Origin of the sequence: Streptomyces spiroverticillatus, from assembly GCA_014650415.1 — a bacterium.
GTDB lineage: Bacteria > Actinomycetota > Actinomycetes > Streptomycetales > Streptomycetaceae > Streptomyces > Streptomyces spiroverticillatus.
Map to the genome: position 1 here is coordinate 359,452 of BMUX01000001.1, position 23,728 is coordinate 383,179.

The window sequence follows — 23,728 nt, forward strand, 5'->3', positions numbered from 1 at the left end:
CCACGACGCACCCGCACGGGAACCGTGCATGCCCCGCGGGTTTAGGTGAAGGGGCGGGGCTGGGGACCCCCTGGCCCGGCGGGCCGGACCTGACCGCACCCGGTACCGGGAGGCGTCCCGAGGGCCCCGGGGCTGCGCGCACCCGGCGTGCAAGGTGCGGGCAGCGGCCGGAACCGGGGCGGGCCCGGATCGGGCGTACCGCCCCCTTGCCCGCCCGTCCCGCCCCCCGGGGGGCGGCCCCGCCGCCCAAGGGGGCGAGGGAGGGGGAAGGGGGCGGACGGCCCCGCCGCCCGAGGGGGCTAGGCGGAAGGGGCGCGCAGCCCAAGGGGACGAGGGGGGGAGGGGGAGCGCCCAAGAGGGCCGGTGGGTGCGGCCCGCCGCCCGAGGGGATGGCGGCGGAAAGGAGAGCACCGCCCAAAGGGGCTGGGCGGAGAGAGAGGGCGCCCCCAAGGGCCCGGTGGGCGACGGAGCAGACGGCCCCGTCACCCGAGGGCTGAGCCACCCGCACTCAGGCCCCCAAAAGCGCTCAGCCCAGAACTGCGAGCGCGTCGATCTCGATCAGCAGCCCCGCCGGCAGCCCCACGTACACCGTGGTCCGCGCCGACGGCGCCTCCTTCAGATCAGCGAAGTACTCGTTGTAGATCGCGTTCATCTCCGCGAAGTGATCCACATCCGTGAGGTACACGCGCATCATCATCACGTCCTCCCACGACGCGCCCCCCTCCTCCAGAATCGCCTTGACATTGGCGAAGGTCTGAAGGGTCTGCTCCCGCAGGGAAGGCCCGGCAGGCGTGGGCGCCTGGCCCTCGACCGCCGGGAGGAACCCGACCTGTCCGGCGACCTGGAGCAGGTTCCCCTTCCGGACGCCGTGCGAGAACTTCGCGGGCGGCGCGGTGTGGGTCGACGGGGTGATCGCGGTCTTTTCGAGCTTGTCAGCCATGGGGGTTACTTCCTAACCAGACAGTGGTGGGGTGGTGCGGAGGGCGCCCGGCGCGCCCTACGCGTGGTGCGGGACGTCGCCCGCACCGGAGTCACCGGAGTGACCGGAGTACTCACGACTGATCGCCTCCGCCGTCCGGCGCACCAGCGGCAGCAGCGTGAGCAGCTCCTCCCGCGTGACGACGACGTTCGGTGCGGACACCGACATCGCCGCGACGACCTTGCCGTCCGCGCCCCTGATCGGCGCGCCGACGCAGTTGATGGATTCCTCGTGCCCGCCGAGGTCGGTGGCCCAGCCCTGCTCGCGCACCAACGCCAACTCCCGCACAAAGGCAGCCGCGTTGGGCGTCGACCGGGCCGTGTACTGGGGATACTCCAGCTTCTCGGCGATCTCCCGCCGCTCCCCCTCCGGCAGATCCGCCAGGAGCAGCTTCGCGACCGCGGCCACGGTGATCGCCACCGGCTTCCCGATCCGCGAGTACATCCGTACGGGATACCGGCTCTCGACCTTGTCGATGTACAGCACCTCCCCCTCCTCCCGCACCGCGAGATGGACGGTGTGCCCGCACTCGGCGTTGAGCTCCTTCAGATACGGATGCGCGATGTCGCGCACATCCAAGTTCTCCACGGCCTCCTGAGCCAGCGCGAACAGCCGCGCCCCGAGCCGGTACCGCTGGTCCTGCTGCCGGTGCACCAGCCCGTGCTCGTGCAGCGTGCGCAGCAGCCGCAGCGCCGTCGACTTGTGCACGCCGAGCCGGTCGGCGACCTGGCCGAGGTCGGCGGGCCCCTGTGCGAGCAGCGGCAGAATGCTCAGCGCGCGGTCGACTGTCTGACTCATGCGGTACGTACCTCCACGTGCGCCCCCGCCCCGGTCCACCCGGGGCCCAGACGAAGTCTCCCCCAGGCCTCTTCGTCCAGGGCGGCCAACTCGTCGGCCAGTTCCCGTGCGGGCACTTCGGCCACGTCTCCGGGCACGGTGAGGGCGGCGGCGGCCGTCAGGTGCCCGTGCCGCAGCCGCAGCGGTACGTCGAGTCCGCGCAGCATCGCGGAGAGGAACCCGGCGGCGAAGGCGTCCCCGGCCCCGACGGGCGCGACGACCTCGACCAAGGGGGCCGGTACGGAGTGCACCTGGTCCCCGGCGAAGACGGTCGCCCCGGCCGCGCCCTGCTTGACGACCAGCACACCCGGCTCGGGCAGGGCGTCCCGCACGGCCGCAGGTCCACCCCGTACACCCCACGCGGCCGCCGCCTCGTCCTCACCGACGAAGACGACATCCGCGCCCCGCGCCAGCTCCAGCAGCACCCGCCCACCCTCACCGGGCGAACTCCACAGCCCGGGACGGTAGTTGACGTCGAAGGACAGCAACGGCCGCCCCTCCCCCGCCGCACACAACTCCCGCATCAACGCCAGGCAGTCCGCCGACAGTGCGGCCGTGATGCCCGACAGATGCAGCACCCGCGCCGCGAACAGCGCCTCGCGCGCCACCGCGTCCGGGGACATCGCGGAGGCGGCGGACCCGGCCCGGTAGTAGGCGACCTCGTGGGTGGCGTCGTCGCGGTCGTCGGCGGTGCGGAAGTAGATGCCGGTCCGGCGCTCCGGATCACGTACGACATCCGTCACATCCACCCCGTACGCACCGATCGCCTCGGTCAGATACGTACCAAAACCGTCCGCGCCGACCCGGCTGACCCACTTGGTGTCGTGCCCGGCCAGGGCGAGCGCGCAGGCCACGTTGGACTCGGCGCCGCCGATGGTGCGCCCGAAGGACGGGACGTCGGCGAGCCGGCCGGGGCGGGAGGGGAGGAAGGTGACCATGGACTCGCCGAGGCAGACGACGTCGACCCGGGCGCGGGAATGCGCCTCGGCCGCGCCTGCTGCGGCGACCCTGGTACCTGAACCTGACTGTTGTGCGGACACGGCTCGGATGTTAGACATCGGTGAGCGATATACGCAATGGGCGTTGCATTATTTGCAATGACCCGGAGGGAGGAGCCCCATGGGAGCCGAACAGGCCACGCCGGAGGTACAGGAGCTCGCGAACGAGCCCGTCACCCACCGTTTCAAGGCCCTCCCGCCGGACGCCGAGGCCGCCGGGCTGACCGTCGGCGAGCTGGCCGCCCAGCGCCGCAACGTCTTCGACGGCGGCTTCACCACCCCCCTCCTCGCCCTCTCCGCGGAGTCCCTGGAGCACAACCTCGCCCTCCTGGAGACCTACGCCGAGCGCCACCGCCTCGCCTTCGCCCCGCACGGCAAGACCTCCATGTCCCCGCAGCTCTTCGCCCGCCAGCTGGAGCGCGGCGCCTGGGGCATCACCGCCGCCGTCCCCCACCAGGCCCGCGTCTACCGCGCGTACGGCATCCCGCGGATCTTCCTCGCCAACGAGCTGGTCGACGCCGCCGCCCTGCGCTGGCTCTCCGCCGAACTCGACGCGGACCCCGGCTTCACCTTCGTCTGTTACGTCGACTCCGTGCGCGGCGTCGAGCTGATGGACGCGGCGCTGCGCGCGGCCGGGGCCTCCCGGCCGGTGGACGTGGTGGTGGAGCTGGGCGCGGGCGAGGGCGCCCGTACCGGCGCACGCACCCCTGCCGACTGCGCCCGGGTCGCCGACGCGGTGGCCGCGACCACCACGCTGCGGCTGGTGGGTGTCGCCGGGTACGAGGGCGAGGTGCCGAAGGCGGACGGCGACCGGGTCCGCTCCTGGCTGCGCGAACTGGTCACCCTGGCAGTCGAGTTCGACCGCGCCGGACGCTTCTCCCCCGACCTCGGCGAAATCGTCATCAGCGCGGGCGGCAGCGCCTGGTTCGACGCCGTCGCGGACGTCTTCGCCGAGATCCCCGAACTCTCCTTCCCCGTAATGAAGTTGCTGCGCTCGGGTGCGTACGTCTCGCACGACGACGGCCACTACAAGGAGCTCACCCCCTTCAACCGGGTACCGGAGGAAGGGCAGTTGCAGCCCGCCTTCCGGCTGTGGGCGCAGGTCGTGTCCCGGCCGACGCCCGCGCAGGCCTTCGTGAATGCGGGCAAGCGGGACGCCGCGTACGACCTCCACCTCCCCGAGGCCCAGGTCGTACGGTCCGCCCGCGACGGCAGCGTCCGCCCCGCGACCGGCATCACCGTCACCGGGCTCTCCGACCAGCACGGCTGGCTGAGCACCGATGCTTCGGCCGAGCTGGAGGTCGGGGACTGGGTGGGCCTGGGCATGTCCCACCCGTGCACGATCTTCGACAAGTGGCAGCTCATCCCCGTGGTCGAGGCCGACGGCACGGTGGTCGACTTCGTCCGCACGTTCTTCTGAGAGGGCCGCCGTCATGGATCTCGTCATACGCGGCGCGCAGGTGATCGACGGCTCGGGCGGTGCCTCGTACCGCGCCGACGTCGGCATCACCGAGGGCCGGATCTCCAGCATCTCCCGCAACGAACGCCTCACCGGCACCCGCGTCCTCGACGCCGACGGGCTCGCGCTCTCCCCCGGCTTCATCGACATGCACGCCCACTCCGACCTCGCCCTCCTGCGCGACCCCGACCACAGCGCGAAGGCCGCCCAGGGGGTCACCCTGGAAGTCCTCGGGCAGGACGGACTCTCGTACGCACCCGTCGACGACCGCACCCTCGCCTCGGTCCGCACCGCGATCACCGGATGGAACGGCGACGGCTCGGACATCGACTTCGACTGGCGCACGGTCGGCGAGTACCTGGACCGGCTCGACCGGGGCATCGCGGTCAACGCCGCCTACCTCATCCCCCAGGGCACGGTCCGGATGTACGCCGTCGGCTGGGACGACCGGCCCACCACACCCCAACAGCTCGACCACATGCGGCAGTTGGTTGCCGAGGGCATGGAGCAGGGCGCGGTCGGCATGTCCTCCGGGCTCACCTACACGCCCGGCATGTACGCCGACGACGCCGAGCTGACCGAGCTGTGCCGGGTGGTCGCCTCGTACGACGGCTACTACTGCCCCCACCACCGCTCCTACGGCGCCGGAGCCCTTCAGGCGTACGAGGAAATGGTCGAGCTGACCCGCAGCGCGGGCTGCGCCCTGCACCTGGCGCACGCCACCATGAACTTCGGCGTGAACAAGGGCAAGGCCCCCGACCTGCTGGCCCTCCTGGACGAGGCGCTCGCCGACGGCGCCGACATCAGCCTCGACACCTACCCGTACACCCCCGGCTGCACCACGCTCGTCGCGATGCTGCCGAGCTGGGCGAGCGAGGGCGGGCCCGAGGCCATCCTGAAGCGCCTGAAGGACGACGCGACCGCCGAGAAGATCCGCCACCACATGGAGGAGATCGGCGCGGACGGCTGTCACGGGGTGCCCATCGAGTGGGACACCATCGAGGTCTCCGGCGTCTCCGACCCCGGTCTCGCGGGCTGCGTCGGCAAGACGATCGCCGCCTCGGCCGCCCAACGCGGCGAAGCCCCGTGGACGACCGCCCGCCGACTGCTGATCAACGACCGGCTGGGCTCCACGATCCTCCAGCACGTCGGGCACGAGGAGAACGTCCGCGCCATCATGCGCCACCGCGTGCACACCGGCGGCAGCGACGGAATCCTCCAGGGCTACAAACCGCATCCGCGCGCCTACGGCACCTTCCCGCACTATCTCGGCCATTACGCACGGGAGTTGGGCGTCCTTTCCCTGGAGGAAACCGTCGCCCATCTCACCTCCCGCCCCGCCGCCCGCCTCCGGCTAACCGATCGCGGACTCGTCCGTGAGGGATACCGGGCGGATCTCGCCCTCTTCGATCCGGCAACCGTGGCGGCCGGTTCGACCTTCGAGGCGCCGCGCACTCTGCCGGTCGGAATTCCGCACGTACTGATTGACGGGCAATTCGTGATCGAGGACGGCAAGCGGACCCAGGTACTGGCAGGACGGTCCGTGCGGAGGACTCCGGGGCGGCGCTGAAGCCCGGGAAGTCCCTGGGAAGTCCCTGCGTATAGGCCATTTCGGTGTCTCCCCGACCGAAAGTCCGCCGGTACGGAAAACGGTACGCACCGCAGTTCCGAAATGGGGAGGCCACGGTCAACAGCGCGGCCAACACCGCCAAGAAGGCGACCGCCACCCACAAGGCGACGTCCGACGCCAAGGTCGGCTCCGCCGAGGCGAAGCCCGCGGGCATCCCCGCCGCCCCGCTCATGGGTGGCCTGCCGATCGGCTAGTCACACCCGGTACGGACGGTCGCCCCACGGGCTGACCCGACCGCACCACCGCGCACCTCCCACGTGCGCACAGCGCCGCACACCTCCCACGTGAGCGACGCTTGACCGAACAGGCGACGGCCGCGAGATTCCTCCCCCGAGTGGATCTCGCGGCCTGCGCCATTTTTTGTGCGCCGGTACGGGTTAGGTTGCCCGGCGGCACCCCCGCCCCACGCCTTGCGTGCGATGCGCGTACTGCGGATCACCGGGAACTCCGGGACCGCGCCCCCACGCCCCGCGAGGTGCGCCCCGGCTTTGCCTGCGGCGCCCGCCCCAGCCCCGCCCCTTCACCTAAACTCGCGAGGCTGTTGGTGGGGGTTGCTGCCCCAGACGGGGCTACGCCCCTCGCACCCTGCACGGGCTGCGCCCGCGCGTCCTCAAACTCCCCCAAGCTCTCGGCTTCGCTCGAGCAGGGGGGACCCCCTCGACGGGCTGAGATGCCTGGCGCGGGCCGAGATGCTCTGATGTGCCGCCCGAAGGGCAGGCACTCCAGGGGCGCGGGGAACTGCGCGCCCAGCCCCCACCCACCCGCACGGAACCGGCCCCACGCCCCGCGGGTTTAGGTGAAGGGGCGAGGCTGGGGCGCCCCCCCCCGGCACCGGGTGCCGACCCAAACAAGGCTCACCCCCGGCACGGGGCCCACCGGGCAACGGCCCGGTGACCGGCCACGCGGCGGCAGCCGCACATCAAACGCAGCGGCAAAGGGGCGGGGCCGGGGCGAACGCCCCGTGCCGGGTGCCGACCCGAACAGGGCCCACCCCCGCACGGGGCCCACCGGCCAGCACCCCGGCGAACGGCCATCCGGCGGCAGCCGCACATCGGGCACAGCCGTGCAGGAGCGAGGCCGGGGAGAACACCAGGGGCTCCGGGGGCAGCGCCCCGGAAGGAACAGCAATCACCCACCGCCCCGCGCCCAAGCGACCCGCAACCCGCTTGGTGCGGCAGCAAGAGGCGCTCACCGGGCTGCTGCAACGGGCGTTCGCACGGGGCGAGTTGGGGACCGTACCGATTGTGCGGAGACTGCACGCGCTGCTGAACGGGCCGGTGTTCGCGACGCTCTACCTCCAGCGGGCGGACCCGGCGGGGCTCGCGGAGTGGCTGGGGCCGGTGGCCGCGCGGGCGGCGCGCGAGGGGGGTCCCCCGGCGGCCGGGTGATCGCGGGGGATCGTGGGGGCTCGCGGGTGATCGCGGGTGATCGCGGGGTGATGAAGGACACCCGGCCTGCGGATTCGTGGTCGCCGGGCGGGCGGGGCTTGCGTTTGGGCGGGCCCCACCCCGCGTCCGCTTTGCGATGGAAGACGCGGGGAGTCCGGTTCGGGCACTCCTTCGGGGAGGGCGCCCGTATTCGCGCGCAGCGGCCCGTACTCGCCCGTAAGCTCGCCGTCATGCAGGTGATCCAGTCAACGAAGCTCGCCAATGTCTGTTACGAGATCCGGGGTCCGGTCCTTGAGGAGGCGATGCGGCTGGAGGCGGCCGGTCACCGCATCCTCAAGCTCAACACGGGCAACCCGGCGGCCTTCGGGTTCGAGTGCCCGCCCGAGATCCTGGAGGACATCCTCCGCAACCTCGGCACCGCGCACGGATACGGCGACGCGAAGGGCCTGCTGTCGGCGCGGCGCGCGGTGATGCAGCACTACCAGACCAAGGGCATCGACCTCGACGTCGAGGACATCTACCTCGGCAACGGCGTCTCCGAGCTGATCCAGATGTCGATGCAGGCACTGCTCGACGACGGCGACGAGGTCCTGGTCCCGGCCCCCGACTACCCGCTGTGGACCGCCTCGGTCTCGCTGGCGGGCGGCACCGCCGTGCACTACCGGTGCGACGAGCAGGCCGACTGGATGCCCGACCTCGCCGACATCGAGCGCAAGATCACCGACCGGACGAAGGCGCTCGTCATCATCAACCCGAACAATCCGACGGGTGCGGTGTACGACGACGAGATGCTGCGGGGGCTGACGGAAATCGCGCGGCGGCACAACCTCATCGTCTGCTCGGACGAGATCTACGACCGGATCCTGTACGACGGCGCGACGCACACCCCGACCGCCGTGATCGCCCCCGACCTGATGGTCCTCACCTTCAACGGGCTCTCCAAGAACTACCGGGTGGCCGGTTACCGGAGCGGGTGGATGGCGGTGTGCGGGCCGAAGGCGCACGCCTCGTCGTACATCGAGGGGCTGACGATCCTCGCGAACATGCGGCTGTGCGCCAACATGCCCTCGCAGCACGCGGTGGCCACCGCGCTCGGCGGCCGGCAGTCGATCGACGACCTGGTGCTGCCGGGCGGCCGGATCCTGGAGCAGCGGAACACGGCGTACGAGCTGCTCACCCAGATCCCGGGCGTGACGTGCGTGAAGCCGAAGGGGGCGCTGTATCTGTTCCCGCGGCTGGACCCGAAGGTCTTCAAGATCAAGGACGACCGGCAGATGGTGCTGGACCTGCTGCGGGCCGAGAAGATCATGGTGGTGCACGGGACCGGGTTCAACTGGCCGGAGCCGGATCACTTCCGGATTGTGACGCTGCCGAACTCGAAGGATCTGGCCGATGCGGTGACCCGGATCGGGAACTTCCTGGACGGATACGGCCAGCACTGACCCCTTGGGCGGGGTGCAAGCGCCTGTTTGAACGTGCGGGTTCGTTGTGGCCGATCGCGCCCGCGCGGCGGAGCCGCAAATCAGCACAGCCCCGCACCCCTGAGGGCGCTCTACTTTAGACCGGATCTAAGATAGGATGGCTTCCTGACGCTCGACGCAGGAGGCCATCCGTCATGTACGAACCGATCCGCACCAAGTCGGTCCACTCCATGGCCGACGCAGATGCCCGCTTCCCGCACCGCACCCGCGAGGAGGAGCTGGACATCCAGCTCGCCGGACACCTCTCCGCCCTCCTCGCCGTCACCGACGAACTCGGCCTCGACACCGCCGCCGACCGGATCGCCGTCCAGGTGGCCCGGCTGCGCGGCGCCCCGCCCGCCCGGCACGCCGGGCACCGCCGGGAGAACCCGGCCGCACTGCACCGCCGCGCGCACGCCCTCGCGGGCCGCGCGCTGGTGGTCGCCGCCTCGCGCGCGGACACCGCCGCCGCGATCCTCGCCGCCGAGCGCATGGACGCGCACACGGCGGCGACCACTGCCGGCGGCACCGCTGACGCATCCACGGTCAGCCTCTGATCGGCCCCGGTCCACGGCCGCGGAGGTCCGTGGGCCGGGTGCCACCAACTCCCTTACGGGGGTGACCAGTTCCGGTTGCGTACTGCGATCGGACGTACACCCCGTGTTCATCTGACCTCGCCCGGAATGTGGGTTTCCGGGAGCACTCTGCCCCTGTGAGACGCATCCTGGGAATCGTCCTGGCGGTGCTGCTGATCGGCGGTGTGGCAGTTGCCGTCGCAGTGGGCCGCGAAGAACAGGGCACGGGCACAGACCCGGGCACGGCAACGAAGACCGTGCGAGGAGTGATCGGATCGGAGAAGGCGGAGTTCTTCGCCGATCCGTTGGTGGTGGAGGCCCTTGCTGCCAAGGGCTACACCGTGCGGGCGGAGACGTCCGGGTCGTGGGCGATGGAGCAACTGCCCCTGAAGGGCTACGACTTCGTCTTCCCGGCCAGCAAGGCACCCGCCGACGAACTGCGGAAGAAGGCGGGCGGCGCGGGCTCCGTGCTGCGGCCGTTCTACTCGCCGCTGGTCGTCGTCGCGCACAAGAACGCGGCCCGCGTCCTCGCGGACGCCGGGCTCGCCACACTGCGCGGCACGCACTCGGGGACGCTGCGCATGAAGCCGCTGCTGGACGCCGCACAGGCGGACCGCACCTGGCAGCAGCTCAAGGGGGCGGAGAAGTACGGGGAGTTGAGCGGTTCGCTCTTCGTCTCGACGACCGACCCGAGCGCGTCCAGCTCGGGCGCCCTCTACCTCGCCGCCGCCTCGTACGTCGCGGACGGCGGCCGGGTCGCGGACGGGGACGCGGCGGTCGGGCGCACCGCGCCGCTGCTGCGCAAGCTGGTCTCCGTACAAGGGGCGCAGCAGACCAGCAGTGACGCGCCGTTCCGCGACTTCATCAGCGGGGTCGGCAATCCGCTGGTGCTCGTGTACGAGTCCCAGGTGGCGTCGCTGCTGCTGCGCGGCCAGGACGTCGGCGACCTGGTGGTGCTGTACCCGGACACGACGGTCAGCAGTGACCACACGGTGGTTCCGGTCACGGAACTCGGCCGCACTGTCGGTGAGTTGCTGGTGTCCGATCCCAAGCTGCGGGCTCTTGCCGTACGGCACGGCTTCCGGCCGCAGGGGGCTCCGGGCGAGTTCGCCTCGGCCGCCGCCCCGCACTCCTCGTACCTCAACCAGTCGCTGACCGGCGTCCGCCAGGCGCCCGTGCCCACCTCCGCGGTGCTGCACGCGCTGGCGCGGCGCGCACAGGGGGGATCGTCATGACCACGTCCGAGGCATCGCCGCTCGTACTGACGCCGCCGGAGCCGGCCGGACCGGTGCGGGCCGAGCAGGCGGCCGGGCTGGTGCCGGTGGCGGCGGAGGTGCGGGAGGAGATGGCCCGGCGGGCCGCCGACTACGTGGCCTCGCTGTCCGGCCTGGACACCCGCTCCCCCGAGTTCTCCACCCGTATCGGGGAGATCACCGCGCTGGGCTCCGGGGAGATCCGGGGTGCCGCCCAGCAGTCGAACCGGATGCTGGACCGTACGGTACGGGCCCTGACCTCCGGCGAGGAGGACGCGCAGGGGCGGGTCGGCGGCTCGCTGGTCGAACTCCGGCGCACCGTCGAGGACTTGGACCCCCGCGACACCCCGGCGCGCGGCGCCCGCCGGCTGCTCGGGAAGCTGCCGGGCGGCAACCGCTTCCGCGACCACCTCGCCAAGTACGCCTCCGCACAAAGCACGTTGAACCGGATCGTGGGCTCGCTGCGCGGCGGCCAGGACGAGCTGCGCCGTGACAACGCGGCCCTGCACACCGAGCGCACCCGCCTGTGGGACACCATGGGCAAGCTCCAGGAGTACGCCGTCCTGACGGAAGCCCTGGACGGGGCGGTCGAGCGGCGGATCGCCGAGGCGCAGGGCGTCGACCCGGCGCAGGCGGACGCGCTCCGGGTCGACGTGCTCTTTCCCGTACGGCAGAAGCACCAGGACCTGCTGACCCAGCTCGCGGTCTGCGCGCAGGGTTATCTGGCGATGGACGTCGTGCGGCGCAACAACGAGGAGCTGATCAAGGGGGTGGAGCGGGCCGCGACCACGACGGTCACCGCCCTGCGGATCGCCGTGATGCTGGCCTCCGCCCTGGAGAACCAGAAGAAGGTCGTCGAGCAGGTCAACGCCCTGCGCGGCACCACGGACGAGCTGATCCGGGGCAACGCGCAGATGCTCGCCACCCAGAGCGGCGAGATCCAGCAGCTCGCGGCGGAGGCGGCGGTCAGCCCGGAGACGCTGCGGCAGGCGTTCCGGGAGATCTTCACGACGCTGGACGCCATCGACACGTACAAGGCACAGGCGACGGAGGCGATGGCGACGACCGTGCAGTCCCTGACGGCCGAACTCACGGCGGCGGGAGACTACTTGGAGCGCAGCAGGTCGGCCTCGGACGGGGGTGCGCCGCGATGATCGGTCGACTGCGGAGAGCGCTGGCGCTGCTCGGGGTGGCGCTGCTGGTCGGGGCGTGCGGAGAGACGCCCGAGCCCCCGAACGCCGACACGGAGTACCGGGCCGGGACACTGCGGGTGCTGGCGTCCAGCGAACTCGCGGACGTGCAGACGGTGTTGACCCAGGCGCACCGGGAGACGGGGGTCGAGGTCCGCTTCACCTGGGCGGGCACGCTGGACGCCGTCGAGGAGATCGCCTCCGGCCGGGCCGACGGCCGCTTCGACGCCGTCTGGCTGTCCTCCAACGACTATCTGAGACTGCGCCCGGAGGCCGCCGGGAAGCTGACCTCCGAGACGACCCTGATGACCTCCCCGGTGGCGATCGGGGTGAAGCCGGAGAGCATGCGCGAGCTGGGCTGGAGCCCGGGGAAGGTCACCTGGGCGGACGTGCACCGGGCAGTGGTGTCCGGCCGTCTGACGTACGCGATGACGGACCCGCTGCGCTCCAACTCGGGCTTCTCGGCCCTCGTCTCGGTCACCTCGGCGCTCTCCGGGGCCCAGGGCGCGCTGACGGAGACCGACGTCCGCAGGGCGACCCCCCGGCTCAAGCAGTTCTTCGCGGGCCAGCGCCTGACGGCCGGTTCCTCGGGCTGGCTGGCGGACTCGTACGGCAGGCGCGGCTCCATGAACGCACTGATCAACTACGAGTCCGTGCTGCTCTCCATGAACCGCGACCACGACCCGGACCTCACCGTCGTCCGCCCCCGCGACGGAGTCGTCACCGCCGACTACCCCTTCTCCCTCCTGACCTCGGCGTCCGCAGGCGCCAAGGAGGACGCGGCCAAGCTGACCGCGCACCTGCGCTCCCCCGCCGTACAGGCGTCCCTGGCGACGGCCACCCTGCGCCGCCCGGTGACGGGAGCCCCCGCGCAGGACGCCGGGGAGCGCCGCCGCGAACTTCCCCTGCCCGCCACCCGCGCGGTCGCCGACGGACTGCTCGCCTCGTACGAGAACGTGCTGCGCCGCCCCTCGCGCACGGTGTACGTGCTGGACACGTCGGCCTCGATGGGCGGCGACCGGCTCGACCGGCTCAAGCAGGCCCTCGACCGTCTGATCGGGAAGCCCGACTCGGCGCTGGGCCGCCGCTTCCGGGACCGGGAGGAGGTGACGCTGTTGCCGTTCGGCTCGGAGGTGAAGCGGGTCGTACGCCACACGGTCGACCCGGCCCGGCCCGCTCTCGCGCTCGACGCGCTCCGCACGGAGGCCGCCGGCCTGACCGCCCGGGGCGGCACGGCCATCTACAGCAGCCTGCGTGAGGCGTACGAACGCATCGGCACCCCGGGGGACGCCCTCACCACCATCGTCCTGATGACGGACGGCGCGAACACGGCGGGCGCCTCCGAGGCGGACTTCGACGCCTACCATGCGGCACTGCCGCCGAACCGGCGCGTCACACCGGTGTTCGCGATCCGCTTCGGGGACTCCAACATGACGGAACTGAGCCACATCGCGGGGCTCACCGGCGGACGTCTCTTCGACGCGACGAAGGGTTCGCTGGACGAGGCTTTCGAGGAGATCCGTGGCTACCAATAGGGTCCTGGGCTACCTGGAGTCCCGGAAGAACCTCGCCGGGTGCGGGGCCGGGCTGGCCGGCCTCGCGCTCACCTTCACCGGCGCGGCGGGGGCGTACTGGCCGCTGGTGGTGGCCGGGCTGTACGGGGCGGGGGCGCTGGTGGCGCCGCCGGAGCGGGTGGAGGTGCCGGGGTTCGGGGAGGAGGGGTCCGCGCTTCTGCGGGAGGACTTCGACCGGCTGCGTGCGTACGTGACCTCGGTGACGCCCGACCTGCCGCCCGTACCGGCGCGGAAGCTGGCGGAGCTCGTCGGGCTGCTCGACGCGCTGCTGGCCCACGGGGGCTGGGACCGCGACCCGGAGTCCCTGCACATCCTGGGGCGGGCGGTACGGGAGGACGTGCCGGAGGCGGTGGACACGTATCTCGGGGCGCGGTGGTGGACGAAGTGGACGCCGGGCGGGGGCGAGTCGCCGGAGAAGCACGTGGTGCGCCAACTGGCCTTGATCCTGCGGGATGTTCGGGGGGTCGCGGAGGGGCTGCGGGAGGTGGAGGGGATGCGGCAGGAGTCCTTGACCCGGTACCTGGAGGAGCGCTAGGCGTTCGGAAAAGGGGTGGCCCCCGACGCCTGGAGACGTCGGGGGCCGTGCCGCGGCTCGTTCGAGGGATCCCACTGGTCAGGGCGGTGTCGTGACGATCCGAGTGCGGCTCCCCCACGCTCGGCCCTCCGGGTGTTCGTGCACCCGGGAGGCCGAGCGAGGGGGCTGGGCCGGAGCCGGGGAACAGGCCGGCTCCGACCACGTATCAGGGGGGACTAGCCGAGGCGCTGGACCAGCGCGCGGTACTCGTCCCACAGTTCCTTCGGCGCGTGGTCGCCGAAGGTGTTGAGGTGCTCGGGGACCAGGGCGGCCTCCTCGCGCCAGGCTTCCTTGTCGACCGTGAGCAGGAAGTCGAGGTCGGCCTCGGGGAGGTCCAGACCGTCCGTGTCGAGGGCCTCCTTGGTCGGGAGGATGCCGATGGGGGTCTCGACGCCCTCGGCCTTGCCCTCCAGGCGCTCGACGATCCACTTCAGGACGCGGCTGTTCTCGCCGAAGCCGGGCCACACGAACTTGCCCGCGTCGTTCTTGCGGAACCAGTTCACGTAGTAGATCTTCGGGAGCTTCGCCTGGTCCTTGTCCGCGCCGACCTTGACCCAGTGGTTCATGTAGTCGCCCATGTTGTAGCCGCAGAACGGCAGCATGGCGAACGGGTCGCGGCGCAGCTCGCCGACCTTGCCCTCGGCGGCGGCGGTCTTCTCGGAGGCGACGTTGGCTCCGAGGAAGACGCCGTGCTGCCAGTCGAAGGACTCGGTGACCAGCGGGACGGCGGTGGCGCGGCGGCCGCCGAAGAGGATGGCCGAGATCGGCACGCCCTTCGGGTCCTCCCACTCCGGCGCGATGATCGGGCACTGCCCGGCCGGGACGGTGAAGCGGGCGTTCGGGTGGGCGGCGGGCGTGCCGGACTCGGGGGTCCAGTCGTTGCCCTTCCAGTCGGTGAGGTGGGCCGGAGCCTCCTCCGTCATGCCCTCCCACCAGACGTCGTTGTCGTCGGTGAGGGCGACGTTGGTGAAGACGGAGTTGCCCCACATGGTCTTCATGGCGTTGGCGTTGGTGTGCTCGCCGGTGCCGGGCGCGACGCCGAAGAAACCGGCCTCCGGGTTGATCGCGTACAGCCGGCCGTCCTCGCCGAACCGCATCCAGGCGATGTCGTCGCCGATGGTCTCGACGGTCCAGCCGGAGATCGTGGGCTCCAGCATGGCGAGGTTGGTCTTGCCGCAGGCGGACGGGAAGGCGGCGGCCACGTACTTGGACTCACCCTGCGGGGGCGTGAGCTTGAGGATGAGCATGTGCTCGGCCAGCCAGCCCTCGTCGCGGGCCATGACGGACGCGATGCGCAGGGCGTAGCACTTCTTGCCGAGCAGGGCGTTGCCGCCGTAGCCCGAGCCGTAGGACCAGATCTCGCGGTCCTCGGGGAAGTGCGAGATGTACTTGGTGGAGTTGCACGGCCACGGGACGTCGGCCTCACCCTCCTGGAGGGGGGCGCCGAGGGTGTGGACGGCCTTCACGAAGAAGCCGTCGGTGCCCAGCTCGTCCAAGACGTGCTGGCCCATCCGGGTCATGGTGCGCATGGAGACGGCGACGTACGCCGAGTCGGTGATCTCGACGCCGATCGCGGACAGCGGCGAGCCGACCGGGCCCATGCAGAAGGGGACGACGTACATCGTGCGGCCGCGCATGGAGCCGCGGAAGATGCCCTCCCGGCCGTCCTTGCCCTGGAACAGCTCCCGCATTTCCGCCGGGGCCTTCCAGTGGTTCGTCGGACCCGCGTCCTCTTCCTTCTCGGAGCAGATGAAGGTGCGGTCCTCCACCCGGGCGACGTCGGAGGGGTCGGAGGCGGCGTAGTAGGAGTTCGGGCGCTTGATCTCGTCGAGCTTCTTGAACGTGCCCTTGGCGACGAGCTCCTCGCAGAGCCGCTCGTACTCGGCCTCGGAACCGTCGCACCACACGACACGGTCGGGCTCGGTGAGGGCTGCGATCTCGTCTACCCAGGAGACGAGCTCCTGGTGGTTGGTGGGGACGGTGGTGGGAGCCGCGATGTCGCGCGCCACGATTGCTCCTTGATGAGGGGTTTGTGTTTTGTTGCCCCGTGGGGGCTGCGACCCGGATGCTTCACACGTTTTTCTTTGGAACAGTCCCTCTGGCGCTCATCCGGTGCCGACCGCACTCATTTGATCATCCCGGTGCACCGCCCATCTGTCCAGGGGGCCGCACACGTGAGCATCGCCACTCCTCACAATCCCCTCATGCGTGAGCATCGCCACTCGTAGCCAGAACTTACGGAACCGTAGGTAGCATTCGGGTCATGACGTCGCATGCCGTGCCCGCCCAGGTCACCGAGATCGTCCCGCCCCCGATAAAGCCGAGAATGCGCGGCTGGCTGCACGCCGGCATGTTCCCCGCCGTGCTGGTTGCGGGCATCGCGCTGATCGCGCTCGCCGACTCCACCAGCGCCCGCGTCGCGTGCACGGTCTTCGTCCTGACCGCCTGCATGCTCTTCGGGGTCAGCGCCGTCTACCACCGGGGCACCTGGGGCCGGCGGGGTGAGGCGGTCCTGCGCCGCCTCGACCACGCGAACATCTTCCTGATCATCGCGGGCACCTACACCCCGCTGACCGTCCTGCTGCTGCCCGAGTCCACCGGCACCACCCTGCTGTGGGCGATCTGGGCGGCGGCCGGTGCGGGCATCGCCTTCCGGGTCTTCTGGGTCGGCGCCCCGCGCTGGCTCTACACCCCCTGCTACATCGCGATGGGCTGGGCCGCCGTCTTCTTCCTGCCCGACTTCATGCGGGCCGGCGGCATCGCGGTGCTGGTGCTGGTGGTCGTCGGCGGACTGCTCTACAGCGCGGGCGGCGTGATCTACGGGCTCAAGCGCCCCAACCCGTCACCGGCGTGGTTCGGCTTCCACGAGGTCTTCCACTCCCTCACCCTCGCCGCCTTCGTCGCGCACTACACGGCGATCTCGCTGGTGGCCTATTAGGCCCCCGGCCGGGACCTGACCCGTCCCCCGCCCGTGCAGCCTCAGTGGCCGTGGCCTCGACGCCGCGGCCACTTGCCATGCCAGGACTCCCACGGCCATCAGCACCACCGCCACGACGGCCGCCGCCCCCAGGGTCAGAAAAGCCAGTACGCACAGCACCGCCATCACCGCGGTCAGCACGTTCATGAATCTCTTCATGCCTCCCCCTTCCTCTATCACTCCGCACATCTGTCGTCATTTCACGGACAGTTCGGCTACCCACAACACACGGTGACATGCGGCACTGACAATGGCCCCGGCCGCCAAAGATCCGCCAATGCGCGGAAGATGGCCGACAATGACGCCATGGCCGCCCCACACACCCCACCCGTCACCTCCGACACCCGCCCCGGCCTGCGCGAACGCAAAAAGATCAAGACGCGCCTGGAGATTCGCCGGGCGACTTTCCGCCTGGTGTCGGCCCAGGGGTGGGAGGCCACGACGGTCGACCAGATCGCCGAGGAGGCCGAGGTCTCGCCGAGCACGGTGATCCGCTACTTCCCGGTGAAGGAGGACATCGTCCTGCCCGACGAGTACGACCCGGTGATGGAGGGCGCGCTGCGCCAGCGCCCGGCGGACGAGCCCCTGCTGGAGTCGGTGCGGGCCGTGGTGACCGAGGCGATGCGGCGCTCGCTGGACGAGGAGCCGGACGAGGTGCTGCTGCGCACCCGGCTGATGCTGGAAGTGCCTGCCGTACGGGCCCGGATCGTGGAGAGCGTGGGCGTCACCAGCAGGATGCTGTGCCGGGTGATCGCCGAGCGGACCGGGCGGGACGCGGGCGAGCTGGAGGTGCGGATCTTCGCGACGGGGCTGCTGGCGGCCGTGCTGGAGACGACGCTGTACTGGGCCGAGCGCGGCCAGCGGGACGACCTGGTGGGGCTGATCGACCGGATGCTGCGGACGTTCGAGGGGGGCCTCACCCGTATCGACCGGCTCGACGGCTGAGGCGACCGAGGCGGCTGAAACGGCTGAGACCCCCCTCGCTTTCCGTGGGACCCGTGGGGCTAGTGGTGAGGCTTGGCCTCCGGTGGGTTCGCAGCCGAGGGCTCCGCGGCCGGCGGCTTCTTGGTCAGGACCGGTTTCGTACCCGGCACCCACCCCCTGAAGTCGCCCTTCCCGCACGCCACTCCGTCACCGTTGCGGTCCAGGCCGTGCCGGTCGCGCCGGGCCTCCAGCGGCCCGTACCCCTTGGACTTCAGCCAGTCGCAGCGGTCGGCGACCGGCTTGGTGAGCTTCGGGAAGTTCCACGGGACGCAGGTGCTCACCGTGCCGTACGCGTGGTCGCAGCCGTCGTAGCCGTCCGCGAGGGTGACGCCCTTGGGGGCGCTCTTCGGGCCCGCCGGGGCGCTGGGCGCCTTCGGGGCGGCGGTCAGCTCGTCGGCGTAACTCTGCACACGAGCGGCGGCGACCTGGCCCTGCGGGCCGATGCGCACCCACTTGGAGACGGACGGGACGCCCTTGGCGTCGACCACGGACAGCATGTACCAGCCGGGCGGGGCCAGGTTGGGGTTGCTGGTGAGGGAGAGGTCGACGGTGTTGCCGTCGACGGTCATCGGCAGGTCGACGTACCGCTGGTTGGGGTCGGAGGAGTGGGTGACGGCGGCCGGGCGGATCAGGCTCGCCTTCACCACGGGGGTGTCGACGGTGATGCGCTGGTTGGTGCCGTACGCCCAGGACTGCGAGGCCACCGACGTGATCTGCGGACGCGCGCCCTTGAAGAGGTACGGCGGCTTGTAGATCGAGACGCGCTGGTCGAAGGAGCCGTCGCCGGGGTTGTCGCCGATGCTCAGGACGCGGCCGTCGGGCAGCAGCGTCGAGGAGGAGTGGTAGGTGCGCGGGACCGGGTCGGAGGCGAGCGGCCGGCCGAAGGTGTTGGTGGCCGGGTCGTACATCGAGGCCGAGAAGACGGGGTCCTCGCGGTACGTGTGCAGGGCGCCGCCGGTCTCCAGGACCTTGCCGTCGGGGAGGATCACGGTCGACAGGTAGACCTTGCCCTCCTCGCCCTTCTGCTTGGTGCCGTCCTTGTAGACGCCCTGCGGGAGGTCGGGGCCGGGCTTGTACGCGGGGGCGTCCGCCTTGAGGTCGATGAGGTCGACGAGGCGGTGCGCGTCGGGGGCGACCGTGTGGTTGCCGCCGCCCGCGGTGAGCACCTTCTGGTCCTGGGCGGGCGGCAGCAGGAGGGAAGCGGACTGGTCGCGTTCGTCCTTCTTCCGCAGGCCGGGGACGTCGGTGATGGTGTTGTTGTCGTAGTCGTAGAGGGAGGCGCCGGTGCCGGGCAGGCCGGGGCCGAAGGTGTGGCTGCCGCTGTAGAAGAGGCGGCCGTCCTGGAGCAGGATCATCGCCGGGTACAGGCCCCAGAAGGCCCAGGACTGCTTGGCCTGGCCCATGGGGAGCCACTTGTTCTGGGCGAAGGAGAAGTGCTCGTTGACGACGGTGCCCGAGGAGTCCTCGCCCAGGCCGCCGAGGGCGAGCACGTCGCCGTTGCCGAGCGCGGTGGCGGAGGGGTACCAGTGGCCGGAGAGCAGGTCGTTGGTCTTGACGTACTTGTTGGTGGCCGGGTCGAAGATGTAGCTGGTCTTCAGGCCCTTGTAGCCGACCGTGCCGTCGGCGGACGCGTAGTCCTTGTTGCCGCCGACCACCAGCACACGCCCGTCCGGGAGTTGGACGTGGCCCGCGCAGAAGAAGTCCTCGGGGGTCGGGATGTCGGTGTAGGTGTTCGCCACCGGGTCGTAGACGGAGGTCTTGAAGGTGCCCGCCCTGAAGGCGTCCCGGTCGTTGCCGGAACCGGCGATGAGCAGGACCTTCCCGGTGTGCAGGAGGACGGAGTGGATGGCGCGCACCGGGGACGGTGCGCTCTGCACGGTCCACTCGCCCTTGCACTCGGGGCCCGTGCCGCCCGCCTTGCAGGGGTCGTCGGGCGGCTCGGGGACGGTGGCGTCGGCCATCGCGTAGTCGTCGGTGGTGAGCGAACCGACGCCGTAGAGGGCGGCGCCCCAGGTGATCTGGTCGGTGTTCGCCGGGATCTGCGGCGTACGGACTTCCTCGTGGGTGTACGCCTGGACCTTCGGCAGCGTCTTGACGTCGGTCCAGAACACCCAGCCGGCGGTCTTGTCGTGCCGGAAGAGGGTCAGCGCCACGTCCGGGGAGGTCGACTTGTACCAGAGGGACAGGTCGTACTGGTGGCCCTCGACGACCTTCGGCGCGCAGGCGTTCTCCAGCATCATCGTCTTGCGGTCGCCGTCGGCGCGGCGGGCGAGGTCGATGCGGACGGCGCGGCTGCCGCTGTGGGCGTCGGCGGTGACGGCATAGGTGAAGTCGTTGTCGCCCCAGCCGGATTTCTCGAAGCACTGCGGGAACTGTGTGGCCGCGTCGAGCGTTTCCAGACCAGGGTTGGTGATCAGATTCGCCGCGGCTCTGGCGGGAGACACGGCGAGCGGGGCCAGTCCGACGCCCGCGGCGAGCAGGGCAAGCAGCATGAAAATTGAACGAGTTGAAATGCGGGTGGAGCTTCCGGTGGGTCTCTTCCGTCTCATTGTTCCCCCTGTTTCCTGACCTTGAGTACGTCGATCCGGCCGTCGCCCTCCCCGAACGAGGCGACCGGGTCGCTGTGCGCGAAGAGGTCGCGCAGCGTGGGCAGGTGCTGGCGTTCGCCGCGCAGTGCGGGTGTGGACACGACGTAGTCGATGTCCCGCCATCCGCGCGGGATCTTCGCGGTGACCGCGGGGTCCTGGTCGAGCTTGTAGTGCCAGATGGCGCCGGTGCCGGGCCGGTATCCGGCGGCGACCGCGTCCAGCCACAGGACGCCGTCGGTGACGACCCGCAGGCGGGCGCGGTCGCCGACGGGGGTGGTGCGCAGCCAGGCGGAGGCCGCGTAGTAGACACCGTTGTCGTCGCCGAGGACGGTGGTGCGGTCCTTGGCGTACCAGTGCGGGGCGATCGCGACGACGACCGCGGCGAACAGGGCGGTTCCGGCGAGCGGTCGGACCAGGCGCAGGCGGGCGGCCTTGCGGTGGCGGGCCGGGAGGCGGCCGATCGCCGCGTGGCCGAGGCCGGTGAGGGCGAGCGCCAGGAACGGCAGGAGCTGGGCGACGTACATCTGCGGCAGATAGCCGCCGGGCCGCAGACCGACCGCTACGAGGACGACGACGGCCAGCGCGACGGGCCGCAGCCGGCGGACGGCGAGCGCGAGGACGGCCGCCGCACACCCTCCCACCAGCAGGTACGGGTCGCGGGCGAACCAGTCGAGGACGAGGCGGTGGGCGTCGGTGCCGTCGGTGAAGACGGAGCCGCTGCCCTCGCGCCCGCCGAGCTGGAACTTCAGCGTGCCCAGCAGCGACACATGCCCGGCGCCCGGCAGCAGCTCGCCCTTGAGGAGGGCGTACAGCGGATAGAAGAGCCCGGTGAGGACCAGCCCCGAGCCGAATCCGGCGAAGGAGAAAGTGCGGGTGCGCCGGTGGCTGCCCTGCCACAGGGCCACCAGGAGTACGGGCAGCAGCACGGCGATGGTCTCTTTGGAGAGCACGGCGAGCGCGAAGGCGCTTCCCGCGGCGACGTGGTGCCAGAGGTGGCGGCGGGGCGAGAGCGCCAGGGCGAAGGCGGCGAGCGCCCAGACCACGGCGAAGTTGTCGAGGTAGATCTGCCGGTGCAGGGTCACCGCGAGCGGCGAGAAGCCGTACAGCAGCAGGGCGACGGCGGCGGCCGGGCGGCCGAGGCCGATGCGCCGGCCGACGACGAAGACGAGGGCTGCTCCGGCGGCGACCACGGGCAGCATCGCGATCCTGCCGTGCACGAAGGTCGGCAGATCGGGCAGGAGCCAGGCGGGCAGCCAGGAGAGCCCGGCGAGCTGGATCCAGCCGAACGGCGGGTGGTCGTACCAGTAGGTGTAATGGGCGAGTTCGCCGTGCTGGACGGCCCAGGCCTGGGCGAGATAGGTGCCCTCGTCGTCATTGGGGAATGGGTAATTCCCTATGTTCCAGGCGCGGACGGCGACGACGAGAAACAACAGGGGTGTCACCCAGAGGAAATCGCGCCGAAACAGACGGAGAATAGGGCCTTCCGTTCGGCGGTCTTCTCTGCTGTCTTCCCTGCGTCCTTCTCTGCGGCCTTCGCTCTTTCCGGGCGGAATTCCCGGCAGGAAACGTGTGGACACGGCGTGACCGGACCGTGAATCCCCGGCCGATTCCCCGCCCGTTTCCCCGCCCGTCCGCTCGGGTTGAGCACCCGGGCGCAGCACGGCATTGCTCATGAGGAACTCCCCACCCCCGACCCGAGTACCCCCCTGGTCCTCGGCGCCCGGAGCCGACCCCCCGGCCCGGACATACCGCAGCAGCATGCCATACGCACCCCGTGCACATAAGAAGAACGATCCATTCCGGAAGTGACGGGCGCGGAACGCCGATTGCCGTGCTTTGCCGCGCGATTGCCGATGCTTTAAACCACCTGCTACTTTCCCGGACGGGGTCCCCGAGGGGGAAGGACCGAGGGGATCGGTCCGACGGGGGTAAGAGGGGGAATTCGTGGTTTCCGCTGTCCTTTTAGTGGATTCGCTCGTCCTGATGGCGACCGCGGCGGTCACGCTCTGGTGGATGGTCCATGCCTGGCGCACGCCCGAAACGCTCGAATCGACGGCATTCGCGGAGCCGGACGGTCGACACGGAGTGACGTTCTCGCTCCTGGTGCCGGCCCGGCACGAGGAGGCCGTGCTGCGGCACACCGTCGAGCAGCTGCTGAAGATCGACCATCCGGACTTCGAGATCGTGCTGATCGTCGGCCACGACGACCCGGGCACCTCGGCCATCGCGCACGAACTGGCCGCCGAACACCCGCACATGGTGCAGGCGGTCGTCGACACGCACGCGGTGAAGAACAAGCCGCGCGCCCTCAACACCGCGCTGCCGTACGCGCGCGGCGAGGTGATCGGCGTGTTCGACGCGGAGGACATCGTCCACCCTGAGCTGCTGAGCCATGTCGACTTCGCGTTCCGCCGCGACGAGGCGGACGTAGTCCAGGGCGGCGTCCAACTCGTGAACTACGACAGCAGTTGGTACAGCCTGCGCAACTGCCTGGAGTATTTCTTCTGGTTCCGCAGCCGCCTGCACCTGCACGCCCGCAAGGGCTTCATCCCGCTCGGCGGCAACACGGTCTTCGTCCGCGCGGCCCTGCTGCGGGAGACCGGCGGCTGGGACGGCGACTGCCTCGCCGAGGACTGCGACCTGGGCGTACGGCTGTCCAGCAGGGGCGCGAAGGTGGTCGTGGCGTACCACGCGGCGCTGGTCACGCGGGAGGAGACACCGGACTCGCTGTTCGCGCTCTACAAGCAGCGGACGCGGTGGAACCAGGGGTTCCTGCAGGTGTTGCGGAAGGGGGAGTGGCGTCGGCTGCCCGGCTGGAAGCAGCGGATCCTGGCCCGGTACACCTTGTCGACGCCCTTCCTCCAGGCGGCCACCGGCATCATGATTCCGCTCGGGCTGCTGCTGGCGTGGCTGGGCGGCGTACCGTTGCCGATCGCTCTGGTGGCCTGGCTGCCGATGGTGCCGATGGCCGCCATGATGGTCTTCGAGGCGGTCGCACTGCACGACTTCGGGCGCGAGTACGGCTTCCGGATCGGCTTCTGGAGTTACGTCAAGCTGCTGATCGGCGGCCCGCTGTACGCGGTGGTGCTGGCGGCGGCGGCCCTGCGCGCGGTGTGGCGGGAGTACACGGGGCGCCGGGACTGGGAGCTGACGTCGCACGTCGGGGCGCATCTGGGGACGCGTCCCGCAACAGTGGGCCGGGGCAGGCATGCGCGGCGGGAGCCCGTCGCGGTGGACGGGCGGGGGGACGTATGACGGGGGA

The 23,728-nt window shown here is 70.9% G+C and carries 19 protein-coding genes; 13 read left to right on the forward strand and 6 right to left on the reverse strand.

Features of this window, described 5'->3' with window-relative positions; all coding sequences use genetic code 11:
* Window positions 1–526 precede the first annotated feature (526 nt).
* From IE269_RS01670 to IE269_RS01680, 3 genes are read right to left on the reverse strand one after another with little or no spacing between them, the layout of a single operon-like run.
* On the reverse strand, window positions 527–940 hold the full coding sequence (locus IE269_RS01670) for a RidA family protein (RefSeq protein ID WP_189820848.1): 414 nt from the start codon (window positions 938–940) through the stop codon (window positions 527–529).
* A gap of 57 nt (window positions 941–997) precedes the next feature.
* Window positions 998–1,777 carry an IclR family transcriptional regulator gene (locus tag IE269_RS01675; protein WP_189820849.1) on the reverse strand — a complete coding sequence of 260 codons (780 nt, stop codon included), beginning with the start codon at window positions 1,775–1,777 and terminating at the stop codon, window positions 998–1,000.
* On the reverse strand, window positions 1,774–2,856 hold the full coding sequence (locus tag IE269_RS01680; protein WP_268253581.1) for a sugar kinase: 1,083 nt from the start codon (window positions 2,854–2,856) through the stop codon (window positions 1,774–1,776). The genes IE269_RS01675 and IE269_RS01680 overlap by 4 nt, the downstream gene beginning before the upstream one ends.
* A gap of 79 nt (window positions 2,857–2,935) precedes the next feature.
* Here IE269_RS01680 and IE269_RS01685 point away from each other — a divergent pair, with 79 nt between their 5' ends.
* The 10 genes from IE269_RS01685 (at window position 2,936) to IE269_RS01730 (ending at window position 13,878) form a co-directional block, all read left to right on the forward strand.
* A complete protein-coding gene (locus tag IE269_RS01685) occupies window positions 2,936–4,234 on the forward strand; it encodes an amino acid deaminase (protein ID WP_189820851.1) in 1,299 nt (432 codons plus the stop codon).
* Window positions 4,235–4,247: 13 nt separating this feature from the next.
* The gene (locus IE269_RS01690; protein ID WP_189820852.1) at window positions 4,248–5,843 is read left to right on the forward strand and encodes an N-acyl-D-amino-acid deacylase family protein; all 1,596 of its coding nucleotides are present in this window, start codon (window positions 4,248–4,250) and stop codon (window positions 5,841–5,843) included.
* 44 nt (window positions 5,844–5,887) lie between these two features.
* Window positions 5,888–6,097 (forward strand): hypothetical protein, encoded by a 210-nt coding sequence (locus IE269_RS01695; RefSeq protein ID WP_189820853.1) that lies wholly within the window; start codon window positions 5,888–5,890, stop codon window positions 6,095–6,097.
* 975 nt (window positions 6,098–7,072) lie between these two features.
* Window positions 7,073–7,291 (forward strand): hypothetical protein, encoded by a 219-nt coding sequence (locus IE269_RS01700; RefSeq protein WP_189820854.1) that lies wholly within the window; start codon window positions 7,073–7,075, stop codon window positions 7,289–7,291.
* Window positions 7,292–7,521: 230 nt separating this feature from the next.
* The gene (locus tag IE269_RS01705) at window positions 7,522–8,733 is read left to right on the forward strand and encodes a pyridoxal phosphate-dependent aminotransferase (RefSeq protein ID WP_189820855.1); all 1,212 of its coding nucleotides are present in this window, start codon (window positions 7,522–7,524) and stop codon (window positions 8,731–8,733) included.
* Window positions 8,734–8,906: 173 nt separating this feature from the next.
* Window positions 8,907–9,308, forward strand: a complete 402-nt coding sequence (locus IE269_RS01710; RefSeq protein ID WP_189820856.1) for an SCO4983 family protein — start codon at window positions 8,907–8,909, stop codon at window positions 9,306–9,308.
* Window positions 9,309–9,436: 128 nt separating this feature from the next.
* The gene (locus tag IE269_RS01715) at window positions 9,437–10,561 is read left to right on the forward strand and encodes a substrate-binding domain-containing protein (RefSeq protein ID WP_189820857.1); all 1,125 of its coding nucleotides are present in this window, start codon (window positions 9,437–9,439) and stop codon (window positions 10,559–10,561) included.
* The gene (locus tag IE269_RS01720) at window positions 10,558–11,733 is read left to right on the forward strand and encodes a toxic anion resistance protein (protein WP_189820858.1); all 1,176 of its coding nucleotides are present in this window, start codon (window positions 10,558–10,560) and stop codon (window positions 11,731–11,733) included. Before IE269_RS01715 ends, IE269_RS01720 begins: the two co-directional genes overlap by 4 nt.
* The gene (locus IE269_RS01725) at window positions 11,730–13,304 is read left to right on the forward strand and encodes a substrate-binding and vWA domain-containing protein (protein WP_189820859.1); all 1,575 of its coding nucleotides are present in this window, start codon (window positions 11,730–11,732) and stop codon (window positions 13,302–13,304) included. Before IE269_RS01720 ends, IE269_RS01725 begins: the two co-directional genes overlap by 4 nt.
* Complete coding sequence (locus tag IE269_RS01730) at window positions 13,291–13,878, forward strand: hypothetical protein (RefSeq protein ID WP_189820860.1); 588 nt, start codon at window positions 13,291–13,293, stop codon at window positions 13,876–13,878. Before IE269_RS01725 ends, IE269_RS01730 begins: the two co-directional genes overlap by 14 nt.
* A gap of 215 nt (window positions 13,879–14,093) precedes the next feature.
* Here IE269_RS01730 and IE269_RS01735 read toward each other — a convergent pair whose 3' ends face one another.
* Entirely contained in the window at window positions 14,094–15,926 is a 1,833-nt protein-coding gene (locus IE269_RS01735) for a phosphoenolpyruvate carboxykinase (GTP) (RefSeq protein WP_189820861.1), read from the reverse strand.
* A 254-nt stretch (window positions 15,927–16,180) separates the two neighbouring features.
* Between IE269_RS01735 and trhA the strand changes: the two genes are divergently transcribed.
* Together trhA and IE269_RS01745 are read left to right on the forward strand one after the other, a co-directional pair.
* Window positions 16,181–16,855, forward strand: a complete 675-nt coding sequence (trhA, locus tag IE269_RS01740) for a PAQR family membrane homeostasis protein TrhA (protein WP_189820862.1) — start codon at window positions 16,181–16,183, stop codon at window positions 16,853–16,855.
* A gap of 345 nt (window positions 16,856–17,200) precedes the next feature.
* On the forward strand, window positions 17,201–17,839 hold the full coding sequence (locus IE269_RS01745) for a TetR/AcrR family transcriptional regulator (RefSeq protein ID WP_229897397.1): 639 nt from the start codon (window positions 17,201–17,203) through the stop codon (window positions 17,837–17,839).
* A gap of 59 nt (window positions 17,840–17,898) precedes the next feature.
* Here IE269_RS01745 and IE269_RS01750 read toward each other — a convergent pair whose 3' ends face one another.
* Together IE269_RS01750 and IE269_RS01755 are read right to left on the reverse strand one after the other, a co-directional pair.
* Window positions 17,899–20,370: a galactose oxidase-like domain-containing protein gene (locus IE269_RS01750; RefSeq protein ID WP_189820864.1), complete on the reverse strand. Its 2,472-nt coding sequence runs from the start codon at window positions 20,368–20,370 to the stop codon at window positions 17,899–17,901.
* A 53-nt stretch (window positions 20,371–20,423) separates the two neighbouring features.
* On the reverse strand, window positions 20,424–21,908 hold the full coding sequence (locus IE269_RS01755; protein ID WP_229897398.1) for an ArnT family glycosyltransferase: 1,485 nt from the start codon (window positions 21,906–21,908) through the stop codon (window positions 20,424–20,426).
* A gap of 541 nt (window positions 21,909–22,449) precedes the next feature.
* Here IE269_RS01755 and IE269_RS01760 point away from each other — a divergent pair.
* Window positions 22,450–23,721 (forward strand): glycosyltransferase, encoded by a 1,272-nt coding sequence (locus tag IE269_RS01760; protein ID WP_189820866.1) that lies wholly within the window; start codon window positions 22,450–22,452, stop codon window positions 23,719–23,721.
* The last annotated feature ends 7 nt before the right edge of the window (window positions 23,722–23,728 follow it).

Coding starts and splice junctions, on each gene's coding strand:
- IE269_RS01710 (WP_189820856.1), top strand. CDS start 8,907: ATGTACGAACCGATCCGCACCAAGTCGGTCCACTCCATGGCCGACGCA.
- trhA (WP_189820862.1), top strand. CDS start 16,181: ATGACGTCGCATGCCGTGCCCGCCCAGGTCACCGAGATCGTCCCGCCC.
- IE269_RS01675 (WP_189820849.1), bottom strand. CDS start 1,777: ATGAGTCAGACAGTCGACCGCGCGCTGAGCATTCTGCCGCTGCTCGCA.
- IE269_RS01690 (WP_189820852.1), top strand. CDS start 4,248: ATGGATCTCGTCATACGCGGCGCGCAGGTGATCGACGGCTCGGGCGGT.
- IE269_RS01670 (WP_189820848.1), bottom strand. CDS start 940: ATGGCTGACAAGCTCGAAAAGACCGCGATCACCCCGTCGACCCACACC.
- IE269_RS01750 (WP_189820864.1), bottom strand. CDS start 20,370: ATGCTGCTTGCCCTGCTCGCCGCGGGCGTCGGACTGGCCCCGCTCGCC.
- IE269_RS01720 (WP_189820858.1), top strand. CDS start 10,558: ATGACCACGTCCGAGGCATCGCCGCTCGTACTGACGCCGCCGGAGCCG.
- IE269_RS01725 (WP_189820859.1), top strand. CDS start 11,730: ATGATCGGTCGACTGCGGAGAGCGCTGGCGCTGCTCGGGGTGGCGCTG.
- IE269_RS01745 (WP_229897397.1), top strand. CDS start 17,201: ATGGCCGCCCCACACACCCCACCCGTCACCTCCGACACCCGCCCCGGC.
- IE269_RS01685 (WP_189820851.1), top strand. CDS start 2,936: ATGGGAGCCGAACAGGCCACGCCGGAGGTACAGGAGCTCGCGAACGAG.
- IE269_RS01705 (WP_189820855.1), top strand. CDS start 7,522: ATGCAGGTGATCCAGTCAACGAAGCTCGCCAATGTCTGTTACGAGATC.
- IE269_RS01760 (WP_189820866.1), top strand. CDS start 22,450: ATGGCGACCGCGGCGGTCACGCTCTGGTGGATGGTCCATGCCTGGCGC.